We start from the raw sequence: 18,736 nt of genomic DNA, 5'->3' as shown, positions 1-18,736 counted from the left end.
TGTTGGGCTTAAGCCCAACATGTCTTCTTGTTAAGCAGCAGGTGCTGCCAATTGCGTTAATGCCTCATCGACGTCATCCACATTCTTCTCACGTTGGCTCTTGCTCATGAAAAATGTTGCGTACCCCTGGGTTAACTTCGAACTGGCGAGCTTAATGCCCAAGGCGATACCCAGAGTGAATAATCCGGCGACGATGTTGGCAGCAATCGGAGCCAGCCAGGAGCGTTCACTGTGCATTGTATCGTCTTGACTGCGAAGAATATTGCGCATTTCCTTGGTAAAACTGGTCAGTTCCTCCGTAGTAACCTGATTCTCTCCCTCAAGCTTATCCTCAACAAAATCATCCAGACGTTTTTTAAGCTGACTGGATACTTCCGTTACCGCATTAACGACATGCTCCGGACGCTTATCCTTCAATTTCTGGGCATAGGCTCCCATTGCCTCAATTCGGCTGTAAAGGGCATCCAGAGCATTCTGAACATCGCCCTTTGTTACCTTTTTAGATGGAACGTCGTTGTCATTGACCGGACCCGCCTGCTTCTCAACCAGTGCCTGCCTGCTTTCCTGCAGAACCACCAGTAAACGCCGCAACATAGGTCTAAGCGTCCAGCCATGGAAATCGGCACAACCTGACTCCGCTTTTTGATACAGTTCATCCAGGCTTGATAAATCGCCTCGTTGTTTAAAATTATTCAGTTTGACATGAAGTTCATCAATATACTGTTCACGCTGCCTGGCATCCCTTTTGTCGATGGAGTCCTTAAAAGAAAATCGTTTAGCACGCTGCGTCTTATAGCCATTGAATAATTGGGTAAACTCATCCATGGACCTCACCCGTTGCTGAATGCGTTGCCGGGTTCCCTGAAGGACTTCCTTATTATCTGTTATGTTCTTATTCAGTGTGCTAATGCTCTGATGTACTTTATCGAGTGACTCTTGAAGGTCATCTTTAAATCCTGACTGAGATACCGTCTTGTCGAAAGCCTTGAGTGGTGCGTCGATTGTGTTGAGATAGGCTTCAATTGCTTTTCGCTGCTCCTCTTGCACGTTATCTTCTGCAAGACTGTTGTAATTAAATTTAAGCGATTGGTTATAGAGTTCAAGCTGGTCAGCCATCTCGTTCAAAAGTGCCTTATTGTCTTTAAGCAATTGCTGTTTTGACGCCTCACTTTCCTCAAGGACTGCTTTTAATGGCTCTTCTTTTTTATACTCTTTGAGGGCCTCTGAGTCATTTAGGGCCTCAATTTTCTCAGCAAACGCTTTTTCTGCTTTCTGCAATTCCAACAGGTCTCTAAACAACACATTGAAATTAAATAATATGGACGATGCTTTGGATAAGCGCTCAGGCACCGTTTCGGATTCCCTGGTGCTGCTTGCCCGCGCATCCTTTGCAAATTTTTCCTGCAATACCGTCGCAGTCGATTGAATAGACTCCAGTTGTTTTTTGATCAATCCTCGGGCAAGAACCTGCAATTGCTCAAGATTAGCGGCCAATTGTTTATTAATGTTTTGCTGGTTGCTGACATAATCCTCGGCATTGGGAATGTCTTTTAACTTTTCCAGAAGCCATGAATAGACTTTCGATAATTTATGGTATTGACCATACAAGGTTTCAATTTTAGCTTCAGCATCCTTGTCACGAATGGCTTCTCCAAGCTGGGTTATTCCCTCTGTTAATTGAATAATCAATCCGACTATCTCAACATTGGGCTTAAGCGTTGCAATCATTTCTTGCGATGAAATAATGCCTTCATCCTGTTTAAGCTTGTCTTTATTCAGCTTTGCAAGCTCCTTTTCGAGTTTAATGAGTTCTTCCTCTGACCCGGCTAATGACTGAGAGACTAAGGACAAGCTTTGATTAATCCTATCAAAATGATCTTTTTCCTTTACGAAATCAGTATCCAACGGCTGCCATGCCAAAGCCAATTCCCTGACCAGCGCCTTTTTCTCAAGAGACTCTCGTTTCCTAACAAGCAGACTGTTAAATAAAAAAACAACTTCCTGGTATGCCTGGGAATTGATATCCAAATTGCCTTGCTGCTGTTTAAATTTCCATAAACTCTCAATTTCTTGAGTACTGGCATCCAAAAAAGTTAATAAGGCATCAAAGCTTACTTTTTCCGAGTCAAAAAAACGTCCCTTGAATCGCTCGATACCCATCATTGCTTTAAAGTTGACACTGTTTTTGGTACTCATAAAGCATCTATCGATTTCCGACATCACCTGCCTGTCTGAAGCGATCGTATCGGGATACGCCGCTGGTTCTTCGGTGTATTTATTAAAGGCATCTTTGAATGTTTGACCGCTTGATTCAACAGCTAATTTAAAGCCACTCACCTCATTAGGCGTCCTGAAATCAAAGGATAATACCGGACCCCTGGCATTCTGGATTAATTCAGCCAACCTGGCGGCTGATTTTTTCGCCAGTTCCAATTGGTCATTACGGTTTTTCTGCAGTTCCGGAATCATTTTTTCATGCTGTTGCTTAGTGCTTTCAGCTGCAGATATAGACTTATCCGTCTTGATGGCATCCTCGCTGAAAGTTTTCAATTGCTTTTCTGCATCAACTAATTGCTTTTGTTTCTGAGCAAGCAATTGTTTTATACCCTCCAAGTTGGTTGAGCGCATGCTTTCTCTAAATGCCAAAGCGGATTGTGCTTTTTCTAATTGAAACGCGAGCTTCTCGCAACGACTCAATAGACCGTGTTGCAGACGGTCAATGCGTTCACTCAGGGCGGCCCGTACATCCTGTTGCGATTTATAAATTGCCTTGATTTCATCATTTAAAGCGGGATAAAAAGCAAGAAGATCCCCTGTGTCGCGTACAGGGATTGCAGCTAATTTACCCACGGTTTCTTTATCACGAGCTAACTGCTCAAGAGCGCCGCCTAGTTTTTCCAGTTCCGACTTCAACGCCAAAACCTGCCCGTCAGGATCAGGCGGTAATTCAAGCGTAGGATTATAGGCGTCGAACTGATTTAAACTCGTATTCATTTCTTCCAGTGTCATGCCCAACGCGTCGCGTTGCTCTTGATGAAACGCAAGCTCGTTTTCATGCCAGGCTTTATGAATAACCGGTATGTTGTCGTTTAATTGACTGTGAAGCTGCTGCAAACTTTGTTGCTTTTCTTCAATATTTTTTATTGCCTTCGCATACTCTGCCTGCATCATTAATCGTGCAGGCACCAGTTCCAGCCGGTTATTGTCCAGGAAGAACTCCGGTATGGCTTCTTCATCAGCAGGGCCACTCACGCTTACATTGGCCATTTCCTGCTTTAATTTTTTTAAAAACTCTTGTGCCAGCGCCATCAATTGTTCCGTCTGCCTGATTCGCTCGTGCACCACATCCACTTGTCTGGCATAAGCCGCTTCCTGCAGGCTGAGTGGTTTTGAAACTTCGGTAAATTGTTTATTAAAGTCTTCAGTCAAGTCATGCAGGGCATGTTTTGCCTTCTTAAAACGGCCTTGTTTGTCACTCTGTCTTTTTGCTTCAGCAATGCCTTCTTCAGTATCTGCAATCCGCTCTAGATAGTCTTTGAGACCCACCTTAATCGCACTGTCAGCCATGCCGCGATTGCTGCTTAACAGAAACTGCAGATCAAACGTTGATGACAGACCATGACTTTCTATTTTAAAGATATAATGCCGCTCAGGTTCTTTACCGGGTGTATAAGTGGCAGAGAATAAAGCCGGGATCTTGATTGTCAATGCATCCGGGTTTAAGAAAGAGAATAATTCGTCGATGGTCTCAGGCAAGGTTTGCAAACCATACCAAAACTCGGTCGTCAGGTCATAGCTCATGGGATGCGAAACATAAAACATGTAGGGAAACGTGACATCCAGTGCTTTCAGTAACGCGTCTCTGAAATCCCCTGCTTTTGTATTTTCGCTAAAATCCCATTCGTCAACTGTGTTATCCACTTGCTTAAGAATCGACTCTAAATCCATACCGGGAATACGAAGGGCTTGCTCGTATATTTTTGCCTTCCTCAATGCCTGTTTAAACTGGAGGCGAAAGGCCTCCAGCGTGTTCGGAGTTATTTTCTTTATTTTTCCCGCTTTGCAGGCCTCTTGGCAAAGCGTATCAAAATTCCTTTTGATGGCGCCTATCACCGCATGTTCAGGTGTAGAAAAAACACTCAGGTATTTTTTTGAGACCTCCTCCATCGTGCTTTTAATGCTCGACCACGTAAGGATGCCGGGGCTTTTACCGGATGCAAACTCAGGCAAGATCTTTTCCTTTAAGGCCTTGACTGCCGCGGCAACGGCGGCCACCTGGGATTTGGCGTAATCTAATTCCAGCGATTGGGGCGCATTGGCATACGTGTTGTTCAACGCCTCGATTTTGCGTTGAAGACGATTTAAAAACTGACCTAAACCACTGTCATCAATGGTTGTAAACGGTTTTCCTGATGCTCGACGCCCCATATGACTTACCCCAATCTTAATGATGGATATACTTTATAGCAGGAAGCTTAAGCCATTATTAAGACGACTTAAAAAGAAGCATGTTTTTTAAATAAAAAGCAATTATTTATTTGGCATAATTGCCAGCCCTTTGCTCTATTCTGTGCCGCCCCGGACAAAGAAAAAACTGCACTATCTTTCATTGTTTATTAAAATTTCTATTCAAATTGCGGACCCCATGGGGGAAGGAAAAAATTTGAACAAATCCTCGGTCTTCTGGCCTCTCACCCACACCCTACAGATTAGCCGTTATTTTAAATTGGCAGCGGATACAGGTATTATACTTTTATATTCAAGCCCTTTGACCACGACAAGGATACCGATGCATGAGCAGGAAGCCGTCTCTCTTCCCCTTGGCCTTGCTGTTATTATCAGCCCTTTTGGCCGCCGCCTGCGGCTCTTCGCCACAAAGCACCAACATGCCACCAGCCGAGGTGTATGTCGCCCATCCGCTGAAAAAGAAAATTGTTGATCTGGATGAGTACACGGGGCGCTTTCAGGCCATTGAAGAAGTGGATATCCGTGCCCGGGTCACCGGCTATCTGGATGCCATTCGTTTCAAAGACGGCCAAAAAGTTGAAAAAGGGGACGTGCTTTTTATTATCGATCAGCGCCCTTTTCGTTATGCCTTGACACGAGCCGAAGCACAACTGGTTTTAGACAAACGTCAATATGAGCGCGCTACCCAGTTAAAAAAAGAGAGCTTTATTTCCAATGAAGTCATTGATCAACGCTGGCAGGAAATGCAAACTGCGCAAACCCGGCTTGATGAAGCAAAACTCAATCTCGAATACACCGAAATCAAATCGCCGATAAGGGGTAAGATCAGCCGCTATTTTGTCAGCGTCGGCAATCTCATTCGCATGAATGAAACGGTTTTAACGCGGGTGGTATCGACCGATCCCATTCATTTTTATTTCGAAACCAGCCAGAATGAACTGTTGAAGTACATTCGTCTCGAACAATCCGGCCAGGGATTACGGACTGAACAAGGCGGCAGCACAATCCGCATCAAACTGCAGGATGAACAGGAATTTATTCATCAGGGTAAAATGGATTTTATGGATAACGTCGTTGATACCGGCACAGGCACCGTCCAGTCACGGGCGATTGTTCCCAATCCTGATGGCATTATCTACCCTGGTTTGTTTGGACGGGCACGCTTGACAGGCAGTGCCGAATATGAGGCATTGCTGCTACCGGATAAAGCCATCAATACGGAACAAACCCGTAAATTCGTCTATGTCGTTGATGATAAAAACCGCGTTCACCGTGTTTATATTGAATTAGGCCCTCAGCGTGACAGCGGTTTTTATGTCGTGAAGAAAGGGTTAAGCGGCAATGAATGGGTAGTCATCAACGGCATCCAGCGTATTCGCGCGCCGGATCAGGACGTGAAGCCTGTTCAAATTACCCTGGACGAAAACCAATAATGCACACAAAAGGATCGATTGCATGAAAGTGGCCCATTTTTTTATAGATAGACCTATCTTCGCCACAGTCATTTCGATCATCATCGTGCTGGTCGGGGGCCTGTCTTATTTCAATCTGCCCGTTGAGCAATACCCCCAGGTTGTGCCGCCAACGATTCAGGTTACCGCATCCTATCCTGGGGCCAATGCCAACACCGTAGCGGACACCGTGGCTACGCCCATTGAGCAGGAAATTAACGGGGTTGAAGGGATGCTCTACATGAGCTCGCAATCAACCGATGACGGGCAAATGCGGCTGACCATTACTTTTCAACTGGGGACAAACCTCGATCAAGCTCAGGTTTTGGTACAAAACCGAGTCGCCATCGCTGAAGCGAAACTTCCCGAAGAAGTCAGGCGTTTAGGCGTAACCACGGCCAAAAATTCGCCCGACTTATTGCTTGTGATTAATTTATTCTCACCCAATGGCCAATATGATCAGACGTTTATTGGTAACTACGCGGTGCTGCAAATTCGCGATCGCATCAAACGCATCGAGGGGGTCGGCGATGTGCGTCTCTTTGGCGCCAGTGAATACGCTATGCGCTTATGGCTGAATCCAGATCTCATCGACTCTTATGAACTGACACCCAATGACGTGCTTCAAGCCCTGCGCTCACAAAATATTCAGGTCGCAAGCGGCGCTCTGAATAGACAGCCGCAAAAAAAACAATACGGCATTGAATACAATATTGAAACACAAGGGCGTTTGATAAAGCCTGAAGAGTTCGAAAACATCATTATCAAATCAGGCGAAGGCGGGCGCATTCTTCGCCTTAAAGACATTGGCCGGGTTGAGCTTGGCTCTCAGGATTACCTCACCCGCGGATACCTCGGCAAATACCCTGCTGTCGCCCTCCCCGTTTTCCAGCGCCCCGGCACCAATGCCCTGGCCACGACCAATGCCATTATTGACGCCATGAATGATTTGGCGACCCGTTTTCCCAAGGGAATTGACTACAAAATTGCCTACAACCCCACGGAATTCGTCAAAGAATCCATTCGTGAGGTGTCCAAGACCATTTTTGAAGCCATTGTCCTGGTTGTTCTTGTCATTATTGTTTTTTTACAGTCCTGGCGTGCCGCTATCATTCCGGTTGTAGCCATCCCCATCTCCTTAATTGGTACTTTTGCCGTGATGCAGGCCATTGGTTTTTCGCTGAATTACCTGACCTTGTTCGGATTGGTTTTAGCCATCGGCATAGTTGTTGACGACGCCATCGTCGTGGTTGAAAACATGGAGCGGAATATTGAAGCCGGCCTTGGCGCACGCGAGGCCGCCAGAAAAACCATGGGTGAGGTGGGGTCTGCATTGGTTGCCATAGGCCTTGTTCTTATTGCCGTCTTTTTACCCACTATCTTCCTTAAGGGTATTTCAGGACGTTTTTACCAACAGTTTGGTACGACGGTTTCTGTCGCCACAGCCATTTCAGTTTTTGTGTCCCTAACCTTAAGCCCAGCGCTGGCAGCTCTCCTGCTTAAAGCGCATCATCAAGTTGATGGTGAACCGGTTTCCGTTCTGAAAAGGCCTTTTATGGCCTTTAACCGCTTGCTGCAATCCATATCCAGACGTTATGGTAAAGTCATTAGCACCTTAACGCGCCGCACCAACCTGGTATTGGCTGTCTATGTGGTGCTCATCGCCATTACCGCCCTGCTCTTTTATCTGGTACCGCGTGGATTTATTCCCAGGCAGGATCAGGGGTATTTTATTGTGTCCATTCAATTACCGCCGGGTGCGTCGCTGAGCCGAACCGACAAAGTCGTGCAGATGGCGATTGCCAAAATTCTTGAAACACCCGGGATTGCCAATGCCGTAGCCTTCACTGGTTTTTCAGGTGCAACTTTTTCAAACGCCTCCAATGCCGCCGCGATTTTTCCCGTTATGAGTTCATTCCGTGAGCGCCTGGGCTTAAGCTATAACGACATGTTGGCCGCCTTAAGGCAAAAGCTGAATACGATTAAAGAGGCCATGATTGTAGTCATTCCACCACCGCCTGTCCGGGGGATTGGTAATGCCGGCGGATTTAAAATGATGATTCAGGATAGGAGCGGCCGCGGCATCGATGTATTAACCGAAGCGGTGGCCACGCTGGCGGACCAGGCCAACAAATCAGGGGCAGCCACGTCAGTCTTTACGTTTTTTGAAAACAGCACGCCAAGAATACGTCTTAAACTTGACCGGGAAAAAGCCGAGCGGCTGGGCGTGCCGGTGGCGAGGATAACCGAAGCATTGGAAGTTTATTTTGGTTCGGTCTTCATTAATGACTTTAATTATTTAGGCCGCACCTTTCGTGTCATCGCCCAGGCTGATTCAGACTATCGCCATACCGCCGACGATTTGTTGCGTATCAGGGTAAAAAACAACCAGGGAGAGATGGTTCCGATTGGTTCAGTGGCCACCATGGAAAACACCATCGGCCCGACTCGTTGGCCTCGATACAATTTATACAATGCCATTGATCTGCTGGGTGATATTGCCCCGGGATACAGTACCGGCGATACGCTCGCCACCATGGAAAGCCTGGCGGCTCAATACCTGCCCGATGGCATCGGCTACGAATGGACTGAGATTGCATTTCAACAAAAAGCAGTCGGGCATACCGCAATCATTGCATTTGTATTAAGTGTGATTTTTGTGTTTTTAGTATTGGCTGCTCTCTACGAAAGCTGGATTTTACCCCTGGCTGTTATCCTGATTGTACCCATGTGCCTGTTTTCCTCCATGATAGGCATTCAAATCCTCGGCATGGAAAACAACATCATGACCCAGATTGGTTTTATCATCCTTATTGGGCTTGCCTGTAAAAATGCCATTTTGATAGTCGAATTTGCGCGAAAACTGGAGTTAGACGGCGTCAATCGCTGGAAAGCAGCCATTCAGGCAGCGAAATTGCGGCTTCGCCCCATTTTGATGACCTCTTTTGCTTTTATTTTAGGGGTATTTCCCTTAGTCATTGCCGCCGGAGCTGGTGCAGAAATGCGCCGGGCCTTAGGCGTGGCCGTTTTCAGCGGCATGCTCGGCGTTACGTTTTTTGGGTTAGTTTTTACGCCGGTATTTTATGTGCTGACCAGCCGCTTCAGCCGCCGTAAGCGGGCTCAATCCTTAAGTTAACTCAATTTCAGCGTCGACATGGCCTTAAGAGCCAGGGATTCGTTGACCCACTGATTAAGACCGGCCATTCGATGAGACCGGATGGCTGCACCGATTTGTTCGATCAGGGCCGGTTTCTCTTCCTCAGAATCAAACTTAAGTGAATGGGGCTTGGTTGAATTTTTCTCATCTGGGGATTCTATGTCGGTTTGCCCTGACAATGTGGCGACATGGGCCCGCAAGCAATTATTCTGTTGTTTCATTTTGGAATTAACCCGTAAATTACGCTCTTCTTTCTCCCCATAGCGATCTTCCACAATCAACCGATAGCGTGAAGTGGATAATTTAAACGTCACGCCGCCGGCATTGACCACCTTATCGCCTGACGTACTCAGGACGTCATCAATAATCGGCAATGATTGTGTTGTTCGTAGCAATCTCGGTGGCAATGGACTGACCACACAACGAAAATCATGGATTTCTCTCATTTCCTCGTCATCAAAACACCCGGTCAAACCGGTTTTATAAAAGTCAATTAATTTGGTGTATTCGTCTTTTTTAACCGCATTTTCGTGGTCTCTCATATATAGATAGAGATTTTCAAACTGAGATTGGGTAGACAACATGGCAATGCTGTCTAAAGCAAAGTAAGGGCAAGTGCGCCCGGCAATCTGCAGGGTTGTCGTCGGTAAATACACGGTTATGTCACAAAATTCAGCTAAGCCGCCCAGTTTCATCGTCCGGCTAAACAGTAAAGCGAGCAAGACCGATTGCTTAAGACCCAGGGGATCACAAATGAAAATACTGCATTCTGGCTTGCCTTGGGGGTTAGCCTTAAATGCAAACTCCATGAAAGACCAGTGCGTTAATTCCGAACCCTTGTTGCCAACCGCAATCTGAAAAGTAAAGTCACAGGCATTGGCATCAATGATGGATACAAACACGTCATCGAGCTCACTGATTTCCGAAGTGAGCATTGCAAACGCATGCAAATCACTCCCTTTCTTTTGACGTGTGTGGCGTTTAGCGTGCAAAGACAAAGCCATCGCTTCAACCGGGATATCGCCCGGTTGGCCAAAATCTTTAAGAAGGTTTTCAATATCAGCCAAGGATTTCATGGGGGTACTCTATTTTTAATACCCTATTATTATGCCTCACCATATGTCCAAATTACAATCAATTTGTTGTGTTTTTGAAAATGATATGAAGCAAAAAGTCATTTTATGTTGCAATAATTTCCATTTGGTGTAATATTTACACAGTTATGAAGCTGAAACTCTTATCGATTATTACAGGGATAGCGATTGCAACCTTAAGCCTTACCGTCTGGCTTAAAAAACCCAATGCGCTCACACTTCGGCCCATGCCGTTCACGGCACTTGTGGGTTGGCAACATGCAAACTTAGTCCCATCATTCACTGCGTTTAAATACTCATGTAAACCCTTTATGCGCCTGGATCCATTGAGTCAGGCGGGCAGCCACCGGATCCCGCTTCTAGTCAAGGATTGGCAGCCAGCCTGCCAGGCAGCGCTGGGCATGCGAGAGATCAATAATCAATCGGTCCATGCTTTTTTTGAAAAATGGTTTACCCCGGTTGAATTTTACAACAACCGTCCGGTCCAGGGGCTGTTTACCGGCTATTACATGCCGCTGCTGCATGGGAGTTTGACCAAAACGGACAAATTTAATGTGCCGATTTACGGGCTTCCGACCAATTTGGTGACGGTGAATCTCGGTGATTTCAATCCTCGGTACAAGCACTCCCATGTTATCGGGCAGATTAAAGGCATGCGGTTGGTTCCCTATCCTACCCGAAAGCAAATCAATGAAGGGGCAATTAAAGGCAAGGCTCGCGTTCTAGTCTGGGTTGACAGCGCCATTGATCGCCTGTTTTTGGAAATTCAGGGTTCTGGCGTCGTGCAATTAGCCGATGGACGCAGGCTGTATCTCGGGTATGCCGGTGAAAATGGCGCACCCTATACGCCGGTAGGCCGCATCTTGGTTGAAAAAGGCATCATGACCAAAAAAACAGCCTCCATGCAAGGCATCCGGGCTTACCTTGAAGCGCATCCAGACGAAATCGACACGGTTATTAACCAAAACAAATCTTTTGTCTTTTTCCGCATACTCAAGCAAACGGCCGCCCTGGGCGCTCAGGGTATTGCCCTAACCCCTGGTTATTCGCTGGCCGTTGACAGGCAATGGATCCCCTTAGGGGCGCCTTTATGGCTCAATACCACCCACCCGGACAAAACACATCAGGATAAACAAGTTCTTAAGCGTTTGATGATTGCCCAGGATACCGGAGGGGCAATCCGCGGTATAGTGCGGGGGGATGTTTTCTGGGGGGCCGGCGAAGCAGCAACCCATATCGCAGGGAAAATGAAAAACAAGGGACAATACTGGCTTTTATTGCCCCGGCATACAATTAAACACCTGCCTAAAACCTTTTCTTAATAATCAGCAGGGGTGACAGCATGAACATAAACCATTGACGCACAGACACACGCCATATAAGCTTAATTGAGTTCAGTCTCCAATCATGGGTTGCTTACTTATGATGCCTGGCTTTAACAAAGCAATGCGAGTCAATTCCTTTAGAGTAATCATGATTGAATATCTGCAAAATCTGCCTATTCTGCTTGGGTTGTTCTTTGCATTGCATAGTAACCTTTTATATGCCAGTCTTTTTTATTTAATGGCCGGCTCGCTATTAACAGCCTTTTTAATTTATGAGACAGAGCATATCAAGCTGCCCATAGCCAGGGACACGCCAACGCAGTTTATAAAAAATATAGCTGCTTTTGCAACGGCATCCGTTCTGTTCTACCTTTACTGGCATGCAATACGCTTGAACATGCCTGTATCGCCGATTGTAGATATTATTCTCGGGCTTGTATTTGGGTTTATAGGCGGCCTTATACAAGGCATAGGCAGTAACGAGTGGAGAAAACGCCATACAATAAGCCTAATGGCTGCAGGCGCAGTCATCTTTTTGCTCATCAATATGCTTCAATCGTTTCATCCCGTGATTGCCGCCTTATTGTTAGATGGTCCAATGACTCTCATGATTTGTTTCATCGATTACCCCTATATCTTTAAATTTTCAAAATAAATGGTATCAAGAACCTACTCTGCCAGTTCATAAACCTTTTAATCGAAACAGTTGATTTATTTTAATAGCTCTCTCGCATATTCACTGAATTCATCCATTTCCGCACGAGTCACCTCGAAAACAGGAAATTCATAAGGATGAGCCGTTACAAGCGCCTTGATAACATCTTTAATGCAATCATCTGGACATATCATTTCCACTTTATGTTCTGGAATACGCTGCAGGGCGTCTTTTTCCGCATGATGCGGACTGCTGCCAGACAAAGCCCGATATTGTCCTACGCCAAGACTTTGCCAGGCGCAACATTCGTAATTACCAAATTTTCCGGCTCCTGCAGCAAACATGGCATTTTTTATTTCTTCCGTGTGGGTTTCCGGTGCATAAAAACAGATTTTATACATATTGACAATCTCCAGAGAAGTTTGCGGGAATCCTATCAATGGTGCTGGTAGATTTATCTGCTATCTGCCATATTATAATATAAATCGAATTGTCCACATGTAAAAATTGGGGTTATTATGGATTATAATCGCTTTATGTCATTGGAAAACAATGAAATCGCAGAGATTGTTAAGGAAAACGGCCCCAAAGTCTGCGTCTTTCCCATCAATGGGACCAGACGATGGTTTACCCTTGAGTTTTCCAATGTCGGTCCGGACAATTACTTCAAGGAATACTTAAATCAAACGCTACACAATCACCTTTACCTCTACAGGTTACTCTATGATCATGGCATTGACATGTTGGTCACGCCTGAAATGGGTACTGATACTTTAAAAAGAATGCTGGCTGATGATCAATACGGCGACTTAATGTATGAAGGTATTCATCATTTCACCAGTGATGCTTATTTGAATTTTTTTGATCGCTATGACATAAAAGTTAATTTTTACGGGGCTTATAAGGAGAGCCTTAAGAATACAAAATATGAAACCATTTTTACTTTATTTGAAAAAATAAGCGAACACACGAAAGATCATACGCAGAGAAAATTATTTATGGGTTTTTTTGCGGGCGACTACCTGGACTGCATAACAAAATTTTCCTGTGATTTTTATAGTAAAAACAACCAATACCCCAGCAAGCAGGATCTCATCAAATTCTATTACGGCGATGATGTTGGTGAGGCCGATTTGTTTATTGGATTTGATCACTTTACAGCATTTGATATGCCCCTCATTGCAACAGGAAATGAGATTTTATATTTCATGATTTCCCCATCACCTTATATGACCAGCACGACCCTCCGCAAGATATTATATGACTTTATCTACAATCGAAGCATCAACGATGATTACCGAGATTTATCAACCGATTCATTAAATAAAATAAGAGAATTTTACCAAGTGAACAGGGATAATGTTCTGGGTATTGGTAACGTAATATTGAACAATAAATTGTGGATCCCTTCCTCAGGCATCACTGATGAAAAATTAGACCGAATCTAACCTTGGCATCACACTTTGAATTTTGGATTAGCACAGACTTTAATTAACAGCAGGGTCTGAAGACAATCGATTCGACAAGGCATATCGTGCCGCGAGTATGGCCGACTCTCTTATCAGGGTTGGGCAATAAAGCACTTTATCAATCCACAGTGATTCTTTTCTTCGCAAAGCATCCGCCTCATTTAAAAAGTCAAATGCATCGGTTAATTGCTGATTATTAATGGGGTAACCTTTCCTCCCCCAAAAGCAAAGGGCAAGTACGACGTAGGCCGTTTCTTCATACGTGGATTCATCACCGGCACCCCAGCCGCCATTGCGTCGTTGTTGTCCAGTTAGCCAGTTAATGCAGTTTTGCGCTAATTCCCGATCAAAATCATATAGACAAAAAACCGCCCGTGATGTGCCGTAAAAACAGGAGGTATGCCATTTGTCGTGGAGAATGATTTGATTATCTAACCGGTCAAGATTATGTTTAATCCACAGATAGGATTTATCGATTATTTCATTGATCGCTGGCGATTGATTTTTGAATAAATTCAGGGCAGCCAGTGCATGGAGATTAACGCTGATAGAAGGCGTTCTTTCCCCTTGATAAGCATGAAAACAACGGCCATTAAAAAATGCGAGTAATGGTTCAGGGCTTACTGGATATCCAGCCAGCGAGGCTGCATACAGCCCTGTCGCCGTGTCATCTGCATCAATTAAAGGGAAATGGGATGAAAATCCTATACCGTTCCTTTTATTTAAACGGTTGAGTAATTTTTTAATAATGGAAGTAAACAATGGATCAGTGGCATCCATTCCTGCTTTGAGGAAGAAATCCAGCCCAAAGCATAATTCAAACTCATTCAATTGGGCATAAGCAGGGGGCACCACCCTGTTTTTTTAACATTGTTTTTAAATAGTCTTCAGCAGCAGGGAGATCATGCCCTTCTCTTCGCGCCGCCAGCAAGGCATAAGCCGTTGCGGCGGGTGATGCGACAATAGAGCCATTCTCTTCCAGAACATGAGGATTTATATCGCAAATCAATATTTCCTTGGCATCATCAGGCACCGTATTTAATACTTCCAGGCTATGCCACCAGGTTGCGGGCATGTTTTTACCCACCTTTTTTTGATAAGCCGCAATTAATTGGAGTTTTTCTTTAAAATGGCTTTGAAAATTACAGTAGTTATCGTAGGGCAGATCAAGATACCGCTGACGGGCTTCTGCGAGTAAAGAGGGTAATAACAGTTCAAACCCGACGGTTTCGTGATGCTCTTTTGTTAATTGCTCAGCCAGATTCCATAACGCATCCATGCCTTTTTTGATATGGGATGAATCGTCATTGTCTTGCCAGCTGCCCAGGGCTAATACAGCGGATAAGGTACTTAAGGTATTGGCTTGTGCATGAACAGGCTTCATGCTTCCCCAACTTCCATCTGAAAGCTGATTATTCCTTAAATAGTGCAATGCCTCAGGAAAGCAAGGTTTGGCATGATCATTTAAACGGGGTATGCGTGCTATCCAGGCTGTATCATAAGCGGTCGGCTCAACCAGCCCTTCACCTAAACGGTTTATCAATAATGTGATCTGATTCATTAAAGACATGCTCATCCTTAAGTTGAAATTTTGATAACTTATTGCACAAATAGGTTGCAAACCTGATAATTATAGAACATCAATCAGGTATCGGGAGAAAATTTCAGCGGACCCTGTATTAATTAAACGCCACTGACCACACCACAATCAATCCATTGCAACTCCCATAACTCGTAGAGAAACAATTGATTATCCTTGTTATTCAAATACGGGGTCAGTTCCGTCAAGGGCACAAACTGTTTGTCAGCAATCAATTTGATTAATTTGGCCGATACACCCTCTGTATTCCAGCCGCAGCCATTGATAAAAAGCGTCAGCATTTCATCTTTTTCGATTTGATAGGCAAAACGGCATAAACTGTTGCGTGTCAAACCGGGACTGTTTTCAAGTTCCGATAAAAAAAGCGACAGATCGTCTGTTTCTTCATTAGGAAGCGGCAGTAGTTCCTCGGCCTGCTGGTCCAGTCGGGTTACGAAACAGCCGAACCAATGACGAAGCCTTTCCTCGTCATCGAGGATGTTCTGAAGGACGCGCTTAGCTTCATGAATTGCCTCCTCAGGCAATTCCCCGCTGCCTTTCAGGTTACTCCAATCCGGATCATGGAATAACTCATGGTGCAGACTGTTTTCGGCCAGGTACTCGCCAAAGCTTTCCCAGAGTTCCAGCGACTGATAACTTCGGTAACCAAAAGAGTAAGTCATGCAATCGGAAGACTGGGAAATACCATGATGGGCGATATGAGGCGGTAGATAGAGCATGTCTCCCGCCTCTAAAATAAACTCCTCTTCAACGAGAAATTTATCCATAATGCGTAATTCGACATTGGGTAAATAATTTTCTATTTCACAATGTTTGGATGTCAGCAACCATTTTCGCCGGCCTTGAGCCTGAAATAAAAAAACGTCATAGTGATCATAGTGAGGCCCCACGCTACCCTGCTCTACCGCATAGCTAATCATCACATCATCAATGCGCCAATGAGGTAACCAATTGAAATGCTCAAGCAAGGCCGCCACTTCGGGGATAAAACGATCGACACCCTGCACCAGCAACGTCCAATGACTGGGCGGCAATTGGGTGAAATCACGTTCATGGAAAGGGCCGCGCTTTAAATGCCAATACGGCTTTTTTTCCGGCGTATGAATAACCAGGCGACTTTCCACTTCCTCCTCAAGCGCAAGCCCTGCCAATTCATCGCCGCTTAAAGGATTAACAAAATCGGGCAGCGCCTTTCTAAAAACCAGGGGCTTCTTCTGCCAGTATTGCGAGAGAAAATCCTCTTTACTCAGGTTTTGAAAATTAATCATATCCCATTCCTTAAGGGCACTTAGGCCGTATGACAAATGACACGCCCGGGAAGAGGGCCCTTGCTGCCCATCACCTGGTTTTGATAAATCACCTCGCAATCGGTTAGATTACCTGGCAGTTTTTTAGTCAGAGCAATAATGGTTTGATTATACTCACACAACATATAAATCGAATCGTTTGGAGAAAAAGTCCATTTTGCCCGGCGGTTATTACTGATATCCGGTTTAAGCAAAGCCAATTCGTCAGGCTTGCCGGAATAAAAAGAAATGCCGTCAAGAAAATAGGTCGCTGCAGGCACAAAAGCGTCCCATCCGCGATATGTTTTTTCAAGCGCCTGGGTGACGGCAATGGTGGGCAAACAGGCAGGCGAGATGCTGTTGACCCGACTCACCGGTGAAATGCCCTGTTCTGCAAATGCCGGGTGTTGAAACATCAAGGTAAATGCTATCAACAAACTGCCGGGTATCGTCTTGTTCATTACTAATCCTTTTGGTGCCATAGCAGAAAATGCTATCTATACTACCAAACATCCGGGTAATAAAAACGGTCTGTACAAAATTAATCTTGAGGACCATCCATGCCAACAAGCCTGCGCTTTGTTTTAAGGTAGGCGCTTGACTATAATTAATTTGGTCAATATGTACAAAGGAAGGTCATCATGAATGCCCAATATAAAAAGCCAAGGTTGTTATCCATGGCACTGACCTTAGCTATCTTACTGCCGTTTTCTTTCACTGAGGCTAATGCCGAAAGCAGAACAGCAACGCCGACACAATCCTTGCCGGCTGGCAAGCAATTGGCATTTTATTTCATGTATAATCAGGGGTACTATCCACCACCCGCTTACATTTACTACGGCCCTAAACATCGCTATCGCTATTACTGGACAGGTTGGCAGCTCATTTATTGGCGTCATGGCATCCGTTGCCAGCAACGTTGCCTGATTAATCAATGGAACGGACGCATTATCCAATGCGAGCGACGTTGCTTTTAGGCTGAAAAAGTATTGGTATAGGTAAACAATTTATCCCAGTGTTTTTCAGGAGAACGGCCGCCTCGGCTAAAGAAACCGGGTAACAATTTCTCGGAGTACAGCGTACTTTTTTTAGTATTTGCGTTAATACCCTCGAGCAGGGAGTCAAGGCCGTTTTCTTTGTAGAGCCTTTCAGTCTGTTCGTAAGCTGACTGCAATTGGTGCGGCAACATAGGAAGCTGTTCTTTTTTTTCAGGTAACAGGGTCCTGATGAAATCCATTTTTTCCTTGACCGCAGCCAGGTAATTATTACGCATGGTATTGTATTCAGCTGGGGCCTTGTCCGCAGGAAAAGCCAGGAGTTCTTCAATGGAAAATTCTTTCTCCTGGGCTGCCTCTTTTTTGTGGGAATGCGCGTGTTGCGGCTTTACTGCCGAACGGATTTTATGCCCGTGGTAGATCTTGAAATGCTTTTGAGTCAACACATCACCTTCGCGGCCTTCAGTGGCATACATCGCTTGTTTTTGTGCTTTTTTCTGATTTTTCCAGGCAATGAGGAACTCATTCATGGCCTTTTGTAGGGTATTTAAATTTTCATCAATGAAAGTCAGATCCTTACCTATCACGGTGACCAACGGAAAACTGTTCTCGGATTGATGATCCTTAATATGCTGCCTTAACCGTTTAAAATTCCCAGCCGGTGAATACATATCCAGAAGGTGATTGAGTTTTTTCCTGCTTACCGCCGGTAACTCGTCTTCGCATCGAAGATAACTGTCAAGCAGATTTAGCGTGACGGATACTAACATCCCTCCTTCATAACAATGCCTGGAAAACAGGATATCCGCCACGTCTATCCAGCGTCGGAATGCATTCAGTCGGGCCGCCCGGCTCGTATGCTCAAGGATGTCGCGTCTTAGATAATATTGCAGCGTGTGGTGTGCATGAAAATACGCTTTTTGCCGGGGAGTCGCTTTTTTATCGTTGGAAAATCCCGCCGTATTAGCCAGATCATCTTCCGTGAGGTTGTTGAACGCCTGGCGCAATGTGATCTTAATTAATTTGGCCTGTTGATGAGCAAGCGATGATTCGACATAACTATAAATTTCATGCGCTTGTTTATCCTTTCTTATTTGCTTTTGAATATCAGCATGCGAAATCAACCGGTCCCAACGAATGGAAAAGAAAGGATCTCGTTGATTGCTAATGTTTTTTTCAATCCAGGTAAGAAAGTGACGTTTTGCCATTCTGCATCCTATTGTACTAAAGATAAGCT

14 protein-coding genes are annotated in these 18,736 nt (G+C 45.0%); 6 read left to right on the top strand and 8 right to left on the bottom strand.

Going from position 1 to position 18,736, the window contains the following annotated elements; translation table 11 throughout:
• Positions 1 to 30: 30 nt before the first annotated feature.
• Positions 31 to 4,428, bottom strand: a complete 4,398-nt coding sequence (locus Lery_RS05360) for a hypothetical protein (RefSeq protein ID WP_058526232.1) — start codon at positions 4,426 to 4,428, stop codon at positions 31 to 33.
• A 365-nt stretch (positions 4,429 to 4,793) separates the two neighbouring features.
• Between Lery_RS05360 and Lery_RS05355 the strand changes: the two genes are divergently transcribed.
• The gene (locus Lery_RS05355; protein WP_058526231.1) at positions 4,794 to 5,900 is read left to right on the top strand and encodes an efflux RND transporter periplasmic adaptor subunit; all 1,107 of its coding nucleotides are present in this window, start codon (positions 4,794 to 4,796) and stop codon (positions 5,898 to 5,900) included.
• A 22-nt stretch (positions 5,901 to 5,922) separates the two neighbouring features.
• Positions 5,923 to 9,054, top strand: a complete 3,132-nt coding sequence (locus Lery_RS05350) for an efflux RND transporter permease subunit (protein WP_058526230.1) — start codon at positions 5,923 to 5,925, stop codon at positions 9,052 to 9,054.
• Here Lery_RS05350 and Lery_RS05345 read toward each other — a convergent pair.
• Positions 9,051 to 10,151: a hypothetical protein gene (locus Lery_RS05345; RefSeq protein ID WP_058526229.1), complete on the bottom strand. Its 1,101-nt coding sequence runs from the start codon at positions 10,149 to 10,151 to the stop codon at positions 9,051 to 9,053. The two genes, Lery_RS05350 and Lery_RS05345, sit on opposite strands and share 4 nt — an antisense overlap.
• A 146-nt stretch (positions 10,152 to 10,297) precedes the next feature.
• Between Lery_RS05345 and mltA the strand changes: the two genes are divergently transcribed.
• Positions 10,298 to 11,491 (top strand): murein transglycosylase A, encoded by a 1,194-nt coding sequence (mltA, locus tag Lery_RS05340; RefSeq protein ID WP_058526228.1) that lies wholly within the window; start codon positions 10,298 to 10,300, stop codon positions 11,489 to 11,491.
• Between the two features lie 100 nt (positions 11,492 to 11,591).
• The gene (locus Lery_RS05335) at positions 11,592 to 12,149 is read left to right on the top strand and encodes a hypothetical protein (protein ID WP_058526227.1); all 558 of its coding nucleotides are present in this window, start codon (positions 11,592 to 11,594) and stop codon (positions 12,147 to 12,149) included.
• 56 nt (positions 12,150 to 12,205) lie between these two features.
• Here the strand turns inward: Lery_RS05335 and Lery_RS05330 are convergent, their stop codons facing one another.
• Positions 12,206 to 12,550 (bottom strand): YqfO family protein, encoded by a 345-nt coding sequence (locus Lery_RS05330; protein ID WP_058526226.1) that lies wholly within the window; start codon positions 12,548 to 12,550, stop codon positions 12,206 to 12,208.
• Between the two features lie 141 nt (positions 12,551 to 12,691).
• On the opposite strand from Lery_RS05330, the gene Lery_RS05325 reads away from it, so the two are divergent.
• Positions 12,692 to 13,597: a hypothetical protein gene (locus Lery_RS05325; RefSeq protein ID WP_131750944.1), complete on the top strand. Its 906-nt coding sequence runs from the start codon at positions 12,692 to 12,694 to the stop codon at positions 13,595 to 13,597.
• Positions 13,598 to 13,636: 39 nt separating this feature from the next.
• Here Lery_RS05325 and Lery_RS05320 read toward each other — a convergent pair whose 3' ends face one another.
• The 4 genes from Lery_RS05320 to Lery_RS05305 all read right to left on the bottom strand — a co-directional run bounded on the left by Lery_RS05320 (position 13,637) and on the right by Lery_RS05305 (position 16,965).
• Positions 13,637 to 14,398: a prenyltransferase/squalene oxidase repeat-containing protein gene (locus tag Lery_RS05320; protein WP_131750943.1), complete on the bottom strand. Its 762-nt coding sequence runs from the start codon at positions 14,396 to 14,398 to the stop codon at positions 13,637 to 13,639.
• Between the two features lie 43 nt (positions 14,399 to 14,441).
• Complete coding sequence (locus Lery_RS05315) at positions 14,442 to 15,188, bottom strand: hypothetical protein (RefSeq protein ID WP_058526223.1); 747 nt, start codon at positions 15,186 to 15,188, stop codon at positions 14,442 to 14,444.
• Positions 15,189 to 15,301: 113 nt separating this feature from the next.
• Positions 15,302 to 16,486, bottom strand: coding sequence for a JmjC domain-containing protein (locus tag Lery_RS05310; RefSeq protein ID WP_058526222.1), 1,185 nt, complete (start codon positions 16,484 to 16,486; stop codon positions 15,302 to 15,304).
• 20 nt (positions 16,487 to 16,506) lie between these two features.
• Entirely contained in the window at positions 16,507 to 16,965 is a 459-nt protein-coding gene (locus Lery_RS05305) for an STY0301 family protein (RefSeq protein ID WP_058526221.1), read from the bottom strand.
• Positions 16,966 to 17,145: 180 nt separating this feature from the next.
• Here Lery_RS05305 and Lery_RS05300 point away from each other — a divergent pair, with 180 nt between their 5' ends.
• Positions 17,146 to 17,481 carry a hypothetical protein gene (locus tag Lery_RS05300; RefSeq protein WP_058526220.1) on the top strand — a complete coding sequence of 112 codons (336 nt, stop codon included), beginning with the start codon at positions 17,146 to 17,148 and terminating at the stop codon, positions 17,479 to 17,481.
• Here the strand turns inward: Lery_RS05300 and Lery_RS05295 are convergent.
• Entirely contained in the window at positions 17,478 to 18,707 is a 1,230-nt protein-coding gene (locus Lery_RS05295) for a RasGEF domain-containing protein (protein WP_058526219.1), read from the bottom strand. The genes Lery_RS05300 and Lery_RS05295 overlap by 4 nt on opposite strands.
• Positions 18,708 to 18,736: the final 29 nt, after the last annotated feature.

The sequence above is a fragment of the Legionella erythra genome, assembly GCF_001467615.1.
In the GTDB taxonomy this organism is placed as follows: domain Bacteria; phylum Pseudomonadota; class Gammaproteobacteria; order Legionellales; family Legionellaceae; genus Legionella_C; species Legionella_C erythra.
This window is presented reverse-complemented; position numbering and strand designations above follow the sequence as displayed.